We start from the raw sequence: 19,209 nt of genomic DNA, 5'->3' as shown, positions 1-19,209 counted from the left end.
AGGTATGAAAAAAACATTAATTTCAATATTGATTATCGGATTTAGTCTTACTTGCTTACCTTTAGTTACGTCAGCTTTAGAACCATTAAAGCAAGCAGGTAAAACAACACTTTATCAGCGAGTTCTTAGTACTCCGACGTGTGAATTGAAGAAGAACATTAATGATGCTAAAGGCCAATCAGTACCTGCGTTTTCTCGTTATTATGTCTATGAACGTAAAAATGAGAATAATCAAGAATGGTTGAATGTTGGTCCAGATTCTTACGGCAATACAGTTGGTTGGATTAATAATTCATGTGCGGTTGAGTGGAATATGCAATTGACGTTAGTGTTCACAAATCCAGTTGATCGTGACCCTCTGTTATTTTTTAAAGATAAAGCCTCATTATCCTCAATTGTTGATGCGGATAATCCTGAAACGTTATTAAAACCCATTCGAGACGCACTAAAAGAGAATAAAGCCGTACCACAGATTCTGGCTCAAGAACCTAAGGAATTTGTTGATTTCAAGAATAATTTTTATTTATTACCGATTTTACAAGGCGAGGAGGTAATGAATGGGCAAGGTTTTTATGAACGAATTTTAGAGGTGGCTTCAGTTAGTAAACAACAAGCGGTGGTTAAAAGTAATAATAAACCATCTACCTCATCTTCGGATGATAATACTAACCAAGTTGCTCCATTTAAAGCTGCAATTGTGTTTGTTATTGATTCAACGATTTCGATGGATCCTTATATATCGAGAACAAAAGAGGCTGTTGAACGAGTTTATCAGCGTATTGAAAAAGAGCAGTTACAAGATCAGGTTAAATTTGGATTGGTATCCTTTCGTTCAAGCTTAAAAGCTTCGGATAAATTGGAGTTTGTCAGTAAGATATTTGTAGATCCAAATCAAGTAAAAAATAAGGAAGAATTCAAAAAACTTAGTGCTTCTCTTAAACAAGCCACGGTCTCAACAACTTATTTTGCTGAGGACTCTTACGCGGGCGTTGCACAAGCGTTAAATGATATTAATTGGAATAATTTTGGCGCTCGATATATGATTCTAATTACTGATGCAAGCGCTATTCCTGGCGATGATAAGCTTTCAAGTACAGGTATGGATGCTGCTCAATTACGACTTGAAGCACAGCATAAAGGTGTTGCAATTTATGCTTTACATTTAAAAACGCCAAGTGGTGAAAAAGATCATCAAGTGGCCGAAAAGCAATATTCTGATTTGACCTATAACGATTTTATTCATAAATCACTTTATTATCCTGTTAATGCTGGCGATGTAAATGAGTTTGGTAAAAAAGTAGATTCATTATCTCAAGCATTATCAGAGCAAGTTAAATTAGCCTATAAAGGTGAGTCTTCAGTTGGTAATGCCCTTAATGCCAAAGATGATAATGACTCCAATATGTTAAAAGATGCTTTACTATTAGGTAAAGCAATGCAGCTAGCTTATTTAGGTGATACTAACGGCACTAAGGCTCCGTCAGTTTTTAAAGCCTGGATAGCTGATAAAGACTTTGTTAAACCGACAATTCCAACAGCAGAACCTAGAATTTTACTAACTAAATCACAATTAAGTGATTTAAGCGATATTGTAACTAAAATCGCTAATGCTGCTAATGATGGGTTAATTTCTGCCGATGATATGTTCTCACAATTACGTTCTGTTGCTGCTGCGATGGGGCAAGATCCAAGTAAATTAAAATCAGATTCAGTCACAAAAATTGCTGATTTAGGACTATTAGGTGAATATTTAGATAATATTCCGTATAAAAGTGATGTAACTAGTCTTGATCAAGAGACATGGAAAAGTATGAGTGGGATTGAACAAGAAAAATTCATACGTAATCTAAATAGTAAAGTACGTTATTACCAAAAATGTAATGCTGATGTTGATCGTTGGATATCACTATCTGAAGGTAGTGACCCTAGAGAAAACGTTTACCCGATTCCATTAGAAATGTTGCCATAAAATATGTTAACTATAAATAATTTGGTGATTTCTAGACCGATCGGTAAATCTTTTTTTAAGGTTTGTTTACCTGAGCTTTCGGTGAAAGTAGGGCAAGTGGTTGTCATTAAAGGTGATAGTGGTTGCGGTAAAAGTACTTTACTTGAGATGATAGGCTTGATTCTTAAGCCAGATGAAGTCGATTGTTATAATCTTATGGTTGATAATGAAACTTATGACATTGCTAATGTGATTCATCAGAATAATATTAATCAATTAGCCAATATCCGAGCGCAATATTTGGGTTTTATGTTACAAACTGGTGGATTACTTCCATTTTTAAATATTAAAAATAATATTTTGTTATCAGCTAAAGTATTGCGAAAACCTGTTGATTCTAATCGATTTGACTATTTGGTTGATAAACTTAATATTGCTCATTTATTGAATAAATATCCGAAACAACTATCTATAGGTGAAAGGCAACGGGCATCTTTTATTCGATCTATTATTCATAAACCCGCGTTATTATTAGCTGACGAGCCAACCTCTGCTCTTGATCCTTATAATGCAAATTTGTTATTTGATTTAATAATAGAACAAGCTCAACAAGATAATATTGCTGCAATGATTGTTACACATGATTGGCAACGTATTGAAAATAAAGGGTTGTTCACTTTATCGGCAAAATTAACATCTATGCAATCGTCAGAATTTTTACCGACCGTTATAAAGTAAGGTGTAAAATATGGATAAAGTAACATCAAAGTGGCGGTTTATTTCTCGATTATCATTGGCCGATTTATGGTATGACAAGAAAGTATCATTTTGTATTATTGCTTCAATAATATCAGTTATTACACCCTTGTTACTTTTGTTTAGTTTAAAATATGGTGTTGTTGCACAGCTACGTCATCAATTACTTAATGATCCACAAAATTTAGAAGTAAAAATTGTTGGTAATTTACAATTTGATCAGTCAATGTTTGATTGGATTAAAAACCAACCTGAAACTGCATTTGTTATTCCTCTTACACGTTCATTGAATACCCAAGCAGATATGTTTAAAGATTCTGGACATTTTGTTAATAATGTTGAAGTTCTTCCAACAGCAAAAGGTGATCCGATAACCCAAAATATGCCATTGATTAGTCAAGAAAATCAAGTTTTATTGAGCGCTCTAGCTGCTGAAAAAATGCAAGCAAAAATAGGAAGCCGAGTAAAAATGGTAATCACAAGGCAACTGGATGGCAAAATTGAAAAAGGTATGACGGAATTGGATGTTATTGGCATTGTGCCTGAAACTTATTATGGACGTGCAGCCGGTTTTGTAAATTTAGACCTTTTAATTGAAATTGAACATTTTTACGACGGTTTTCAAAGTGAAATTTTTTCAACCGGAACCGGTTTAGCTAATTCTACTTATCCTGATTCATTTGCCAGAGCGCGAATTTATGCCAATTCTCTTGATAATGTTGCGCCTTTATCATTGAAATTACGTGAAAAAAATATAGAAACTCGAACACAAGCAAATGCAATTGAAAATATGCAAGCAATTGATAAGGTACTTAGTTTTATTTTTAGCGTGATTGCTATTACCGCAATTTTTGGTTGTATATTATCCTTTAGTGGTTCATTTTTATCTAATATTGAGCGAAAGCGTAAAGATATTGCTTTTATGAGACTTATCGGATTTAAGTCTAAGGAAGTGATGTTTTATTTGCTTACTCAAGCGATGGCATTAAGTTGTTTAGCTTTTATTGTTTCATGTGTACTTTTTTTATTAGGGAATTGTACATTTAATCTGGTCTTAGGTAAAAATTTAGTTTCACAACCAATTGTAAGTCAATTACAATTTTATCATTTTATTATCGCATTTGTATTAACGTTATTTATATCATTTGTTGTTGTTGCGATAGGAGGACAAGGTGCTATTAGTATTCAACCAGCAGAAAGCCTACGCGAAGCGTAATTTTAGACCAGTTTTCTTGGCAATTGGATTAGGTTTAATTTCGAGTATAAGTTATGCTGAACCATGGGATAGTAAATTTTATAATCCCAAACCTTCAAATGATGACGTTATTTTACCTATGCCATGTGAAGGCAGTTTGGTGATGAAAAAAGTTTTTACACCAACACGTAAACTACTAGATGATGTCAAAATTGTTTTAGGTAGTAATAATAAAGAATTAGGTTTTGCTGAGTATGCGACTCCTAATTATATATCTGGTAGTTTTTCCGATGCTGGTAAGGAAAGGTATTTTCTTATTGGTAAATATGAAATTACTGCACTTCAATATCAAGCTGTTATGAATGATACTTGTCCAACCGCTAAACCTAATCTTATTTTCCCAATTACTGAAGTTAGTTGGTTTGATGCCGTTGCTTTTACTGATAAATATAATCAATGGTTACTTAATCAATCTACAGTTAAATCAATTGATGTACCTAAAGGTTATGTTCGATTACCGAGTAATACTGAATGGGAATATGCAGCACGAGGTGGATCTAAAGTTACGGAATCGGAATTTAGAGAATCAAGATTTCCTATGACTAATAACTTAGAAAATTATGCTTGGTTCTCAGGTGCTAAATCAGCAAATGGTAAATTGCAGCTTATTGGGCGATTAGAACCTAACCCTCTTGATATCTATGATATTTTGGGTAATGCAAGTGAAATGATGTTTGATTCATTCCGTATGAATAAGCTTGATCGTTACCATGGACAACAAGGCGGTGTGATTGTTCGAGGAGGCAGTTATTTAACCCCTGAATCCTCAATGACAACAGCTATTAGAACGGAAAAACCTTATTATGATGCTCAAAGTGCATATAAAAGCAAAGATGTTGGTTTTCGTTTAGTTTATACAAGTGAAGTTATTCAGTCGAATGATCTGGTAAAACAGCTCGATCAAGAATGGAATGAATTAGGTAATGGTGCTGGCATTTCGAAGAATGATAATGTTGTCAATGAACTTGAAAAAATCACTAAACAAGTTGATGATGAAAAAACTAAAAAGGAATTGAATCAACTAAATACCCTATTACGAAGCGCTAATCAAGCGCGAGATGAACAAAGAGATCGCTCGATTCAATCAGCACTACAATTAGGTGCTTTCCTCTGTGCTAATGTATCAGATTTGAATGATAAATTTGAATATAATAATAATCTGTATGAAACAATGACTGAAGAAATCTGTGATCCAAACGAAATAGATTCTTTAGATGATGAAAATATGTGCTCGAAAGTGAAATTAAATAATTTAAAAAATGTCTTAGATGAATCTAAAAAGGCGCGTGATTTTATACTAAAATATTATTCTGATACGATTGTAAATACTGCTACAAATTATGAAATAGACACGATTAATAATCAATCTAAACCCACACAATTTATTTTAGAAAATAGTGGTAAGGCTAATATGAGTGATTATTTAAAACTCTATTTCAAACATATTAATCAATATATTGAATCAGGGAAGATCGAGCGTTCCACTTGGCTTCAAACATGTAATGAAATAAAAGGGAAAAAATAATGAATAAACTAATAGTAACGATAACCTTATGTATCTCAATGGTTTTAACTGGTTGTCAGAATTCGGGTGGGGCAAGAACTAAAGGTGTAGATCCTACCTTAACTAAAAGTAATAGTGCTAAGTTCTTTAGTAAATCAGCATGGCAGTCTTGCGCTGTAGGTGCAGGTGTAGCTGGTGTTGGATGTTTTTTATTAGGTGGTAAAGCAGGTACTTGTATTGCGTCAGCTGCAGTGGGTTGTGGTGTAATGATGGGTGCAAATTACTATCTTGATACTAAACGTGCAGAATACGCTGATGCCGAAATGCGACTTGATGTTTATATTCAAGATGTTCAGCAAAATACTTATGAAGTTCAAGCTGTAACAGAAACAGCTAAAACTGTATTAGATAAAAATTTAGCAACACTTAAAACATTAAATAATCAAATTAAGTCACAAACAGTGAATAAAACCGAAGCTAAACGTGATTTAACTCAAATTGATGCTAACATTGCTTATTTAACAGATAAATTATCTCGTATGAAAAAAGTTGAAAGAGATTGGATATCAATTTCTGCTCAAGAACGACGATCAGGCGTAAACGTTTCAAAACTTGATAAACAAATTAACCAATTACATAAACAAATTGCTGTGCTTGAAAAGCAAGTCAACCTTGTTACTCAGCAACGCTCAGCAGTGAAGGTAAGCTAATATGAAAAAGATTTCACTTATTTTATTACTAAGCTCGCTCATTTTTTTGAGTGGTTGTTCAACAACGCCAGAACAGTGCGATCCAACCAATACAAACATTGGTATTTTGGACAAAATTAGCTGTAATTATTCTGGTAATTATCAAGCTCGTATTGATAAGAAAGAACAAATATTAGAAAACGAGAAAAGAGCTAATGCGCAGTTTAGAGAAATTTACGCAACTATTGAGAGACAGAAAAACTCTACATCACTGAGTGTTAAACAAAAACAAGCTCAATTACAAAAATTAAAAACTGAGTTAACTCAGTTAACCAATGAGGTCAAAGCAAAAGCTAAAAATCGTAATGATCTTCAAGCTCAAGTTAAAGACATTGAACAGCAGATGAATAAAGTTAATAATTCAAATGCATCTGACATTGAAAAACAAGTTGAGTTAGATAAGTTAAATAAAAAGCTTCAAAGATTACAAAAAGCGTTAAATATTTAACAATGATTTGATATTGATTAACTAAAAAATTTGTTGAACATAGGGAAATAAAGAAACAATGCAGCGAATAACAAGAATTATATTTGATAATGGTGATCCTAATAAAGCGTCTTTGTTAGAACAATATAATTCTTTGTTAGCATTGTTAAAAAGAAATTTAACAGAGCGGACGTTTTCAATTTTAGGTATTCCTAAGTTAATTGATAATAATCAATATGTTGGTTGGTATAGTAATCTTGAAGGTCAACCTGTTTTACTTAGTAATATTGAAAACGAGGAACATAAAAAGCAGATTGAAAAAACGCTATATACTCGGATTAATGACATTGAATTAGCGATTAAAACGATGTCATTAACAATCGAAGAACAAACTTTAATATCAACCTGGTTGCCGAGAATTAAAAGTTTGGGTAATACAATTTATGTTATCAACGATGATCCGGTTATAGTTAATACTTTTGAAGAACCTATTTTACCTAAATCTCCTATAACACCACCGGTAGTTCCACCAAAATCATTTTGGCGGTGGTGGTATTTCTTGTTGCTTGCCTTATTTTTAATTGGATTGCTTGGTTTACTTTGGTACTTCTTCTGTCCATATGGAAAAGAAAAAATACCTGAGCAAATAATTGCTCAAAATGTAGAAGAACATAAAACGGAACCAACTCCAATAGTTGAACCACCAAAAGAGCCTGAAATAAAATCGGTACCAGAAGATGTTAAACCTGTTGTTAAACCAGAACCTATTCCTGAACCTATTCCTGAACCTGCACCTGCACCAGTAGAAAAAGCAAAAGATTGTGTACCTAAAGAAGAAGTGCTCAATAATAAAGACGCACCTAAAATGGTTTTGATTTTCGATAATTCAGCTTCCATGACAATTACCTTAATGGAGTCACAAGCAAGTATTAATAAGTTTTTAAAAGCTAATTTTTATTCAATGACTCGGAAAGAAGCTGAAGCTTATGAAAAGCGGATGACCCGTTTACCTAATCGTTTATCAAAAAGCAAAGAAGTTGCAGTAACAAGTATTGATAAAATACAACAAAATATCGATATTTCACTTGTGACATTAACAAGCTGTCCGGCAGCACAAACAACACCATTTTATTCTTATCAAAATAGAGAAAAACTAAAAAATAAAATTAAACGATTGCGTCCTTTAGACTATAACAGTGCAACACCATTATACAGTGGTGTTAAACAGGCGAGTAAACTCCTTGATGGCGTTAATCGTGATGATTATATTTTAATTATCAGCGATGGTGAGGATAATTGTACTCGTGCTAATATTTGTACCCTTGCTACTAAAATTGCAGCAGAAAAACCACGTTTAAAAATAAATATTGTTGATATAGCTGGGCAACATAAAATAGATTGTGTTGCAAAAAGAACGGGGGGAAATGTTTATATAGCTAAAAGTCCAACAGAGCTTATTAATCAAATGAATAATGCAGTTTCAAACATGAATATTAGTAAGCCTATTTGCGAATAAAATACCGAGTAATTTTTCAAATTACCGGCTAGTGATGAGGATTAAGTTAAGAAATGCAAAGAATAACTCGCATAGCTTTTGAACAAAGTAATTTAAACAAGATGCAGTTACTGGAACAGTATGGCTCTTTACTTTCAATACTTAAACCACATCTAACCGCTAGAACATATTCAATTTTTGCTACACCAAAATTAATTGAAGACAATCAATATATAGGTTGGTATACAAATCTTGAAGGGCAACCCACCTTACTTAATGACATAATTGACGAATCTCATAAATCTGAAATTAAACAAACTCTAGCTACTAGAATCAATGATATTGAAACAGCAGCAAAATTAATTTCTTTAACTAATGAACAAAAAACTCTAGTTTCTTCATGGTTACTGAGAATTAAAAACCTAAAGAATAATATTTATGTAATCAATAATGAGCCGGTTATTGTCGATACATTTGAACCTATCGAACTACCAATTGCTCCAGTAATAGTACCAAAACCTTTCTGGAAATGGTGGTATACTTTGATTTTAGCCTTACTTTTATTAGCAGCTTTAGGATTATTATGGTACTTTTTTAATCCTTTTAAAGAATCTAAAAACGTCGAGCCTATAACTGTCAAGGAAGAAAAAAAAGTAGAGCCAACTGTTGAACAACCAAAAGAACCAGTTATTAAGCCTCAACCAGAGCCTGAAGTAAAGCAAGAACCTAACGTTCCTGAACCCCAACCTGTTGTTAAACCAAAACCGGTTCCAGATCCGATTACTAATCCTGAGTCTAAGCCTGAAGTAAAACAAGAGCCTAAAGCTCCTGAACCTCAACCTGTTGTTAAACCAAAACCGGTTCCAGATCCGATTACTAATCCTGAGCCTAAGCCTGAACCTAAACCTGAACCAAAGCCAAAAGTAAAAAATCCACCAAATTGTATTACTAAAGAAGAATTAGCCAAAAATAGTAATCCATCTAAAATGGCATTAATATTCGATAATTCATTATCGATGACTGTAACTTTAGCTGAATCACCAATGGAAGTCGGGCAATATTTCAATTATTTAAGCTATGGTTATCCGAGAGGTATGTCTCAGCAAGATAAAATAGATTATGACAAACGAATGACGCGTTTACCCACTCGTTTATCAACCAGTAAAAAAGTTGCATTAACAAGTATTGATAAAATACAGCAAAATATTAATATTTCATTGGTGGCACTTAATGGTTGCCCAGTAGCCGATATTACGCCTTTTTATAATTATTCAAGTAGAGGTGCTTTGAAAAGTAAAATTAATAGATTAACACCAAGTGCTGCTGGTGGTGGAGGAACACCACTTTATAGCGGATTAGAAAAAGCCAGCCAAATGCTTGACGGTGTAAAACGTGATGATTATATTCTTATAATTAGTGATGGTGAGGATAATTGTACGCGTGCAAATATTTGTACTCTTGCTAATCATATAGCTACCCAAAAACCTCGTTTGAAGATAAATATAGTAGATATTGCAGGTGAACATAAAATAGACTGTATCGCAAATGCGACAGGTGGCAAAGTGTATATTGCACAAAGTCCTAAAGATATGATTAGGCAGATGAATAAAGCTGTTTCAGACTTAAAAATCAATAGGTCTGTTTGTCAGTAATTAAAGTTAATAGATGGAATTTATCACATAAAATTACTTTTTAATTTTTAATAAATTTGCAAAAAAAACCAGACACAATGTCTGGTTTTTTATTAGATAATTAATTAGAAATCCAAATTAGCTGCTTTCAAGGCATTTTCTTCAATGAATAATCTACGAGGTTCAACCTCATCACCCATTAATGTAGTAAACAATTGATCTGCTTCAATGGCATCTTTAATGGTTACTTGTAACATTCTTCGGCTTGTTGGATCCATGGTTGTTTCCCATAATTGTTCTGGGTTCATTTCACCTAAACCTTTATAACGTTGGATAGTTAATCCACGACGAGATTCACGAATTAACCAATCAACTGCATCTTCAAATGAGCTAACTGGTTGTTTTCTCTCACCACGTTGTATAAATGCGCTTTCCTCAAGTAAATCTTTCAATTGTGATCCTAAATGGCAGATATTTCGATATTCATTACTATGAATAAACACTTGATCTAACGCATAATTAGTATCCACACCATGTGTTCTTACTTTAATAACAGGTATATACAATTCTGCTTTTTCGTTGTAATCCGCACTATAAAGGTAGGTACTACCGTGTTGTTCTTTATTAGATAGCTTTTCAACAATAGATTTTGCCCAATTTTCAGCTTTGTGTTGATCTTTCAAGATATTTTCATCTAATACTTCTTGATAAACTAATTCTGATAATAAGGCTTTAGGGTAGCGACGTTCCATTTTAGTAATTAATTTTTCGACTTTTTGATATTCGGCAATTAATTTTTCTAAAGCTTCGCCAGCTAAAGCTGGAGCATGGTCATTAACATGTAATGATGCATCTTCTAATGCCAAAGCGATTTGGAATTGAGTCATTGCATCGTCATCTTTAATATATTGCTCTTGTTTCCCTTTTTTGACCTTATATAGTGGTGGTTGAGCAATATAGACATAACCTCGTTCAATGATCTCAGGCATTTGACGGTAGAAGAATGTTAGCAATAATGTTCTAATATGCGATCCATCAACATCGGCATCGGTCATAATAATAATGCTATGGTAACGCATTTTATCTGGATTATATTCATCACGGCCAATGCCACAACCTAAAGCAGTAATTAACGTAGCTACTTCTTGTGAAGAAAGCATTTTGTCAAAACGAGCTTTTTCAACATTTAGAATTTTACCTTTTAACGGTAAAATTGCTTGGTTTCTACGATTTCGTCCTTGTTTTGCAGAGCCACCTGCAGAGTCCCCTTCCACTAGGTATAGTTCAGATAAAGCTGGATCTTTTTCTTGGCAATCAGCAAGTTTTCCAGGCAAACCACCTAAATCTAAAGCGCCTTTACGGCGTGTCATTTCGCGAGCTTTTCTTGCTGCCTCACGAGCTCTCGCTGCATCGATAATTTTACCTACTACAATTTTTGCATCTGAAGGATTTTCAAGTAAATATTCAGCTAGTTTTTCGCCCATTACAGACTCAACTGCTGATTTAACTTCAGATGACACCAATTTATCTTTAGTTTGTGATGAGAATTTAGGATCAGGCACTTTTACTGATACAACAGCAATTAACCCTTCTCTAGCATCATCACCTGTAGCACTAATTTTTGCTTTTTTGCTATAGCCTTCGGTTTCCATGTAGTTATTTAATGTACGTGTCATAGCGCCACGGAAGCCAGCCAAGTGAGTACCACCATCACGTTGAGGAATGTTATTTGTAAAACAATAGATATTTTCTTGGTAACCGTCATTCCATTGTAGTGCAACTTCGACACCAATATTATCTTTCTCTGTACTAAAATAAAAAATCTTTGGATGAATTGGGTTTTTATTTTTATTTAGATATTCTACGAAAGCTTGAATACCACCTTCATAATGGTAATGTTCACTTTTACCTGTACGTTCATCGGTGAGTTTGATTGAAACACCTGAATTTAAGAATGATAGTTCGCGTAATCTTTTTGCCAGATGATCATACACAAATTCAATGTTAGAAAAAGTTTCTGGACTTGGCCAAAAACGAACATATGTACCTGATTCAGTTGTTTCACCAATGATTTTTAGCGGTTCTTCAGGAACGCCTAAATGATAAATTTGTTTATGTATTTTACCTTCACGATAAATCACTAATTCTAACTTATCTGATAAAGCATTGACGACTGAAACACCAACACCATGTAAACCACCAGACACTTTGTATGAATTATCATCAAATTTACCACCGGCATGCAAAACAGTCATAATAACTTCTGCTGCGGAAATACCTTCTTCTTCATGGATGCCAGTAGGTATACCTCGACCATCATCTCGTACAGAAACGGAATTATCAGGATGGATTGTAACTTCAATATGGTGACAATAACCAGCTAATGCTTCATCAATGGCATTATCTACCACTTCAAAAACCATATGGTGAAGCCCTGTTCCATCATCAGTATCACCAATATACATACCTGGGCGTTTTCGGACAGCATCAAGTCCTTTAAGTACTTTAATGCTGGAAGAATCATAAGAGTTAGACATGGATTTCTCGACTTATTTGATTATTTATATCATTTTGTATATTTAAGAAATTATACCAGAATTTATGTGAAAAATCTTATCATTTTCATCGATCATATGGCTAATTTGCTCTTGATTAACCGCTGTAATGAAAACTTGAGATTGTGCTGATTTTAATCGTTTTGCTAATAAGTTACGTTTATTTTTATCAAGCTCTGAAGCAAAGTCATCAATTAAGTAAATACAGGATTGGCCTGTTGTTTCTGAGAAATATTCACCTTGAGACAAACGTAATGCACACATGAGTAATTTTAATTGTCCCCGAGATAATAAATCTTCAACAGGAATATTATCTATTCGTAATTTTAAATCTGCTTTATGAGGACCTAGCGAAGTATAATTAATGAACTTATCTCTTTCAAATTGTCTATATAATATATCTGAATAACTGATTCCATGCTCCCAGCCCTGATAATATTGGCAATTAAGTTGATATTCTGGTAGAAAATCATGACAGGTTTGCATAATTTGAGGAAATATATTTTGGCTATAACTAGCCCTAATCTGGCTGATTTTTTCTGCAATCGGTGCTAACTCTTTATCCCAAGGTAATAATTGATTATAGTTTGATGACTGTTTTAATAAAGCATTACGCTGTTTAAAAAGGCGTTTTAAGTTATTCCAAAGTGATACAAATTCAGGATAGTGATGAAAACACCCCCAGTCTATAAAAGCACGGCGATATTTTGGTCCTCCGGTAAGTAGATCAAATCCTTCAGGCGTAATAAGTTGAATTGGTAATAATTTAGCTAAATCCGTCAACCGAAACCCTTCGTCACCATCAATTTTTATCGTATTATCGTTATGGCGTGTTTTTGATAAACCTATTGTTCGAGTTTTTTGTGCAGATTCAATTTGACTAAATAATACTAACTCTTGTTTTTCATGTTGTATTATTCGATTGGATTGAATATGTCTAAAAGCTCGACCATGTCCGAGCATATAAATCGCCTCGAGTAGGCTGGTTTTTCCGCTACCATTATCACCAACTATATAATTAAAATGTTTGGATAATGATAATTCAGCATAATCAATATTTCGAAAGTGATAAATTTTGATTTGAGAAAGTGTCATGTCGGTAAAGTTTCCGGCCGAGGCCGGAAGTTTAAATGATCGTTAATTATAAGCGCATTGGCATAACAACATAAGTTGCAGACTGGTTGTTGATATCTTCAATTTGCACACTTGATGTTGCATCGGTTAATAATAATTGGACGCTATCGCATTTTAATGTATTTAATATGTCCAATAAATAAGTTACATTAAAACCAATTTCAAGCTCTTGAGATTCGTATTTTACATCAATAACTTCTTCTGCTTCTTCTTGTTCAGGATTGTTTGCAGTAATTTTGATCTGATTGCTATGTACATATAATCTTATGCCGCGAAATTTTTCATTTGAAAGAATCGCAACACGAGATAAAGCATTTCTTAGTTCTTCACATGATACTTCAAGTGGTTTATCAGGATTACGAGGCATTACACGTTTATAATCAGGAAATTTTCCATCAATAAGTTTTGAAGTAAAAGTAAAATCGCCAAGACTAATACGTAAATTATTGTTACCAATTTGCATATTAACTAGCTCATCATTATCACCAACTAGTTTTGCCAGTTCAATTACGCCTTTTCTTGGTAAAATGACTGAACAGGATTCAGAGATCTCATGACCAACAGGTTGAGCACACACAGCTAATCGATGACCATCAGTTGCAACGGTTTTTAATAGACCATCTTCAATTTCAAATAGCATACCATTTAAATAATATCTTACGTCTTGGTTAGCCATTGAGAATTGGACTGCGTCTATAAGTCGTTTGATAGTCTTTTGAGGTATAGAAAGTTCAACATCACTTTGCCAATTTTCTAGATTAGGAAAATCTGATGCAGGTAGTGTAGATAAAGAAAATTTACTTCGACCTGACTGAATAATCAATCGATTATCGTCAACGCTTATCGATATTTGAGCATCACTAGGAAGATTTCGACAGATATCAAGAAACTTTCTAGCTGGAACAGTTGTAGCACCCGCTTCACTAGGCTCTGTTAGGGGAATATGAGATATCATCTCAATTTCTAAATCTGTTCCCGTCATGGATAGCGTGTTTTCACTCACCTGCAATAATAAATTACCTAAAATGGGGAGGGTAGGTCGGCTACCTAATGGTGCACTAACAAGTTGCAATGGTTTGATAAGTTTTTCACGATCTATAATAAATTTCATAGTGTTAATTCTTTTTTAAGTTGATAATGTTCGAATTAAATTGGAATAATCCTCTTTAATGTCATTGCTTTCTTCTTTTAACTCTGCGATCTTCCGACATGCATGTAATACTGTTGTATGATCTCTTCCACCAAAACCATCACCTATTTCTGGAAGGCTTTTGTTGGTTAGCTCTTTCGCTAACGCCATTGCTACTTGTCTTGGTCTTGCAACAGAACGAGAGCGGCGTTTAGATAATAAGTCAGAAACTTTAATTTTATAATATTCAGCAACCGTTTTTTGAATATTTTCAATAGTAATCAATTTTTCTTGTAAGGCAAGTAAATCTTTTAAAGCATCTTTGACAAAATCAATGGTGATAGATTTGCCTGTAAAATTAGCATTGGCAATAACTCGATTAAGTGCACCTTCTAATTCTCGTACGTTTGATCGTAATCGTTTAGCAATGAAAAAAGCGACCTCTTCAGGTAATTTTATTTTGTTTTCGTCTGCTTTTTTCATCAAAATAGCAACTCGAGTCTCAAGTTCCGGTGGTTCAATAGCGATGGTTAATCCCCAACCGAACCTTGACTTCAAACGATCTTCTACACCATCAATTTCTTTAGGATAACGATCTGATGTTAAGATAATTTGTTGGTTGCCTTCTAACAATGAATTAAATGTATGAAAGAACTCCTCTTGTGAACGCTCTTTATTAGCAAAAAATTGAATATCATCAATAAGGAGAGCGTCAACAGATCGATAATAATTTTTAAACTCTTCAATAGCATTATTTTGTAAAGCTTTGACCATGTCTTGAACAAAACGTTCTGAATGCATATAAACAACTTTAGCGCTAGCTTTACCTGCCATAATTTCATTACCAACAGCATGTAACAAGTGAGTTTTACCTAAACCTGTTGAACCATATAAAAAAAGAGGATTGTAAGCTTTTCCTGGATTTTCAGCTACTTGTTTAGCTGCTGCAACAGCAAGTTGATTAGATTTACCTTCAACAAAGCTATTGAAAGTATGCTTATGGTTAATACCTGAATAATAAGTGTGATTATTGTTATTCTCTTTTGTTGTTTTCCAAGAAGGTACAACATCAGATTTATTAATTTTAGATTTTTTTTCTACAGATAAAGTTGAACCAACTTCCAAATATAATTTTAGTGAATCATTACCTAATAGATTATTCAATAATTGCGAAATAGTCGTTAAATATTTATTCTTAACCCAATCTAATACAAATCTGTTTGGAGCATAAATATAGAGTTTATCCTCAACCATTTCCACTTGTAACGGTCGAATCCATAAATTGAATTCTGTTGTAGGAAGCGCTTCTTGTAATTGAGAAAGACAATCTTGCCAAATCGAGGTAGACATGGCTACTCCTTTAATTGGGATACTAACAATACTAGAATAATTATAATCTTTTTTGTGGATAATTTGTAGGGTTTAAGCAAGATATAATTTAATTATTAACATATAAATGAAAAAACCCAGCCGAAGCTGGGTTCAAAGGTGTAATTAATAACAAAAACTATTTTGTTTGATTAATTACTTGGACCTCTTGCACGTTACGTGCTTTAACTTCAATTTCAACACGGCGATCTGGTGCTAAACATGCTTTTAAGTCAGCGCCACGAAGTGCATTACATTTATTACCAGTAACTGGTTGTGCTTTACCCATACCGCGTGAAGTGATGATTTCAGCTGGAACACCTTTTTGAACTAAATAGTTCAATACACTGTGTGCGCGACGTTCTGATAGTTTTTGGTTATAGCTATCTGAACCAATACGGTCAGTATGACCAATTACTACGATAGCACTTTGAGTTGGGTTAATTTTAACAAGAGTTGTTAATAAATTATCAAGTGCTTGACGACCTTCTGCTTTTAAGTCAGATTTTGCATAAGCAAATAACACATCTTCATTTAAAACATAACGGTTTACTTCAGTTTTGATTTCAACTGGAGCTGCAACAGATGGAGAACCTAAACGGTAAGTAATACCTAAGCTTACAGTTCCTGCATCTGGAGATGCATGAGTTTTAGTATGAATATGTTGAACATACTGGTATTCTAAACGAGTAGAGAAATCTTCGTTAAGACGATAATCAAGACCTAAAGCATAAACTGGTGACAAATCAGTTTTTGATCCTCCACGGCCGTAAGCTTCTTTGATATCACCACTGTTTTTCCACTTAGCAATAGTTACCATTCCACCTGCACGACCATAAATATCTAAATCGTCAGAAATGAATGATAGAGGGTAACTTAATTTACCAGTTAAAGAAACACCTTGTGCTGAAACTTTACTATTACCAGCGTTAGAATGATCTCCTAGGTAAGTTCTTTTATATTTTGCAGAACCTAACCAATCATAACCTAATTCAAAAGCTAAGTAAGGGTTAGCTTGGAAACCTAGAAAAGCTCCGCCAGCAACATTACTTCTGTTAGAAGTTTTAATACCAGCTTCATCTTTATCATAACCACGAACTTTATTTGCGTCTAAATTATAAAGTTCTGACCAACCTAATTTAGCACCTACATAAAAAGTATTGTCTTCATATGCAGCATTAGCGGCAGTAGCGGTTAAACTTGCAACAGCCATTGCTAGAGCTAGAGTTGTTTTTTTCATTTTTTTGCCTCAACTTATTTGTTGTAATAGACGTTGTTTAATTTGCTTTTATTGTTTAATTTTACTTAATTTTTACGGTATTTTATACTAATTGACCAATTATGTTACACATAATTTATTACATATTATAGCACAATTATTATTCTGATCTAGAATAATTGATAATATATTGTAAAAAAATTAAACAATCTTATTTATAATAATATATAAATCGTTAATTGAGCTTGATAATGTGTTAGCCATAATATAAAAATCAGCTTCTAAACGTTTATTAAATTCATCAGATCCAATATCTTCATTTTCATCTAAAATAACAGAATCAAATTTAATTCTTTTCAATGTTAAATCAGGATTAATAATAAAATTGATTCCACGTTCATCGATGATTTTAAGTTTGGTGACCCATTTACCAGAATCTAAATGAACTAACATTTCATCACTTGTAATATCTTGATTTTTACAACTGATAATCCCATTACCCTCAAGTGGATCTTTTAATTCTGCTTCATCACCCAATATAAAAGGAGGAAAACTAAGTTTTTCTCTAACCCAAGTTGTCATAATCTTTTCAAGCGGTTTTTCGATGGAAAGAGGCGTTAATGCTAATGCTCCAAGTTCTTTCCGCAAAATCGCTAGAATATCTTCAGCAAGTTTAAAACTACTGCAATCGATAATAATCCTTTTATTTTCAATGTCGATCCATAACCAATAATAGTTATATTTGCTAAATGCTCTAGGCATTAAATCGATCATCACTTCATCTTTTAATGTCGCTTTTTCATTTTTACTAAGTTTACGGCTTAATGCCTTCTCTTGCTTGTCAATCTTCTCATTTAAGGCTTGTTTGATGACAGGTGCAGGTAAAATTTTAGTTTCTTTCTTTATTCTTAATAATAAATGCCCTGGCATATCAATAATAAAATCATCCAAATTGTTATCATCGTAAGGGGATACCCAACCCATTTTGGTGGTATCTAAATTACCACAAGGAGAAAATAAAGCAGATTTGAGTGCATTTTCAATAGTCTGTTTATCCAGTAAATTATCATTATTAAGTTGATAGATAATTGCGTTTTTAAACCAAAGCATAGTGTAATTTTTCCAAAAATTAATTCATGAAAATTATTTAATTAAAATAAGATTTTCACAGAAAATAAAGTATTATTAATAAGATTTAATAAAAGTATTAAAATTTATAAGATAAGCCCATATAAATGGATGTTATCGTACTATCATCAACCATAGGGCTGTCAGCTGCATCACCAGTCAGTTTATCAATATGAATTCCGCCAAAAGTAGCGATATTATCTGTTAAAGAATATTGCGCACCGATTTCAAAGTAAGGTGTAAAAGAACTATCTGCATTGAAATAGCGTAATCCTGAACGTGAAGATTCTTTATGAGATACACCATAATAATAGTCATTATGTTTACCATCAGCCCAGTTAATACCAATAGTAGGTGCGATAATTAAATTACCTTGTATATAAGGAACAGTATAGTCGGCATTAACTAAGATTCCATTACTATTATTGAGCATATCAGCGCCAATACTACTTGAAAAAATACCCCAATTAGTGGTGATATCATAATCAATTTCAGCTAACACAGTGGAATGACGACTATTAAGTTGTCTTAATTTATGATTGTCAGAATCATGAGGTTTAAATTCATTAGCAAGATAACGAACGCCAAATGATAAACTTTGATTATCGTTGTTAAAAGCGTAAATACCAGCTGATAGATCATCAATAAAAAAATAGCCGTTATCATAATCAATATGAGGAACCGGATAGTAACTTGAACTATAATTTTTATATGGTGAGTTAGACCAACCCAAACCGACGCCTAATGAAGTAGGATCTGCTGACGCAATATGAGTATACCCTAAAGGAAACATTGATAATAGTGAGATTATGCAGCTTAATTTTTTCATTTTGATAACCACTCATACTGATATGATTTAAGACAATTATTGTAGTTATTTTGTCACTCAAAGCTTGTTGTCACAAAATCTA

General features: G+C 33.2%; 15 protein-coding genes. 8 read left to right on the top strand and 7 right to left on the bottom strand.

The annotated features are described in order from the left end of the window. The first annotated feature begins 4 nt into the window (after positions 1-4). Genes J3U00_RS07560 through J3U00_RS07525 form a run of 8 tightly spaced genes read left to right on the top strand, consistent with a single transcriptional unit; the run spans position 5 to position 9,786 of the window. Positions 5-1,969, top strand: coding sequence for a vWA domain-containing protein (locus tag J3U00_RS07560; protein WP_267332066.1), 1,965 nt, complete (start codon positions 5-7; stop codon positions 1,967-1,969). Between the two features lie 3 nt (positions 1,970-1,972). Further along, on the top strand, positions 1,973-2,686 hold the full coding sequence (locus tag J3U00_RS07555; RefSeq protein ID WP_267332065.1) for an ABC transporter ATP-binding protein: 714 nt from the start codon (positions 1,973-1,975) through the stop codon (positions 2,684-2,686). 10 nt (positions 2,687-2,696) lie between these two features. Next, a complete protein-coding gene (locus J3U00_RS07550) occupies positions 2,697-3,920 on the top strand; it encodes an ABC transporter permease (RefSeq protein WP_267332064.1) in 1,224 nt (407 codons plus the stop codon). After that, positions 3,877-5,484 carry an SUMF1/EgtB/PvdO family nonheme iron enzyme gene (locus J3U00_RS07545; RefSeq protein WP_267332063.1) on the top strand — a complete coding sequence of 536 codons (1,608 nt, stop codon included), beginning with the start codon at positions 3,877-3,879 and terminating at the stop codon, positions 5,482-5,484. The genes J3U00_RS07550 and J3U00_RS07545 overlap by 44 nt, the downstream gene beginning before the upstream one ends. Continuing rightward, the gene (locus J3U00_RS07540; RefSeq protein ID WP_065562892.1) at positions 5,484-6,173 is read left to right on the top strand and encodes a hypothetical protein; all 690 of its coding nucleotides are present in this window, start codon (positions 5,484-5,486) and stop codon (positions 6,171-6,173) included. Before J3U00_RS07545 ends, J3U00_RS07540 begins: the two co-directional genes overlap by 1 nt. Before the next feature lies 1 nt (position 6,174). Then, a complete protein-coding gene (locus J3U00_RS07535) occupies positions 6,175-6,660 on the top strand; it encodes a hypothetical protein (RefSeq protein ID WP_267332062.1) in 486 nt (161 codons plus the stop codon). 58 nt (positions 6,661-6,718) lie between these two features. Beyond that, positions 6,719-8,155, top strand: coding sequence for a VWA domain-containing protein (locus tag J3U00_RS07530; protein WP_267332061.1), 1,437 nt, complete (start codon positions 6,719-6,721; stop codon positions 8,153-8,155). A 53-nt stretch (positions 8,156-8,208) separates the two neighbouring features. After that, positions 8,209-9,786: a VWA domain-containing protein gene (locus tag J3U00_RS07525; protein ID WP_267332060.1), complete on the top strand. Its 1,578-nt coding sequence runs from the start codon at positions 8,209-8,211 to the stop codon at positions 9,784-9,786. A gap of 104 nt (positions 9,787-9,890) precedes the next feature. Here J3U00_RS07525 and gyrB read toward each other — a convergent pair whose 3' ends face one another. The 7 genes from gyrB to J3U00_RS07490 form a co-directional block, all read right to left on the bottom strand. Then, the gene (gene gyrB, locus J3U00_RS07520; RefSeq protein ID WP_220225268.1) at positions 9,891-12,302 is read right to left on the bottom strand and encodes a DNA topoisomerase (ATP-hydrolyzing) subunit B; all 2,412 of its coding nucleotides are present in this window, start codon (positions 12,300-12,302) and stop codon (positions 9,891-9,893) included. Positions 12,303-12,344: 42 nt separating this feature from the next. Beyond that, the gene (gene recF / locus J3U00_RS07515; RefSeq protein ID WP_267332059.1) at positions 12,345-13,415 is read right to left on the bottom strand and encodes a DNA replication/repair protein RecF; all 1,071 of its coding nucleotides are present in this window, start codon (positions 13,413-13,415) and stop codon (positions 12,345-12,347) included. 46 nt (positions 13,416-13,461) lie between these two features. Continuing rightward, positions 13,462-14,565 (bottom strand): DNA polymerase III subunit beta, encoded by a 1,104-nt coding sequence (dnaN, locus tag J3U00_RS07510; protein WP_065734935.1) that lies wholly within the window; start codon positions 14,563-14,565, stop codon positions 13,462-13,464. 15 nt (positions 14,566-14,580) lie between these two features. Then, positions 14,581-15,933, bottom strand: coding sequence for a chromosomal replication initiator protein DnaA (dnaA, locus tag J3U00_RS07505; RefSeq protein ID WP_267332058.1), 1,353 nt, complete (start codon positions 15,931-15,933; stop codon positions 14,581-14,583). Positions 15,934-16,090: 157 nt separating this feature from the next. Next, complete coding sequence (gene ompA / locus J3U00_RS07500) at positions 16,091-17,191, bottom strand: porin OmpA (protein ID WP_267332057.1); 1,101 nt, start codon at positions 17,189-17,191, stop codon at positions 16,091-16,093. 180 nt (positions 17,192-17,371) lie between these two features. After that, positions 17,372-18,280 (bottom strand): recombination-associated protein RdgC, encoded by a 909-nt coding sequence (locus J3U00_RS07495; RefSeq protein ID WP_267332056.1) that lies wholly within the window; start codon positions 18,278-18,280, stop codon positions 17,372-17,374. A gap of 97 nt (positions 18,281-18,377) precedes the next feature. Next, positions 18,378-19,127 carry a MipA/OmpV family protein gene (locus tag J3U00_RS07490; protein ID WP_081299519.1) on the bottom strand — a complete coding sequence of 250 codons (750 nt, stop codon included), beginning with the start codon at positions 19,125-19,127 and terminating at the stop codon, positions 18,378-18,380. Positions 19,128-19,209: the final 82 nt, after the last annotated feature.

The sequence above is a fragment of the Gilliamella sp. B3127 genome, assembly GCF_026536935.1.
Lineage (GTDB): Bacteria > Pseudomonadota > Gammaproteobacteria > Enterobacterales > Orbaceae > Gilliamella > Gilliamella apicola_E.
This window is presented reverse-complemented; position numbering and strand designations above follow the sequence as displayed.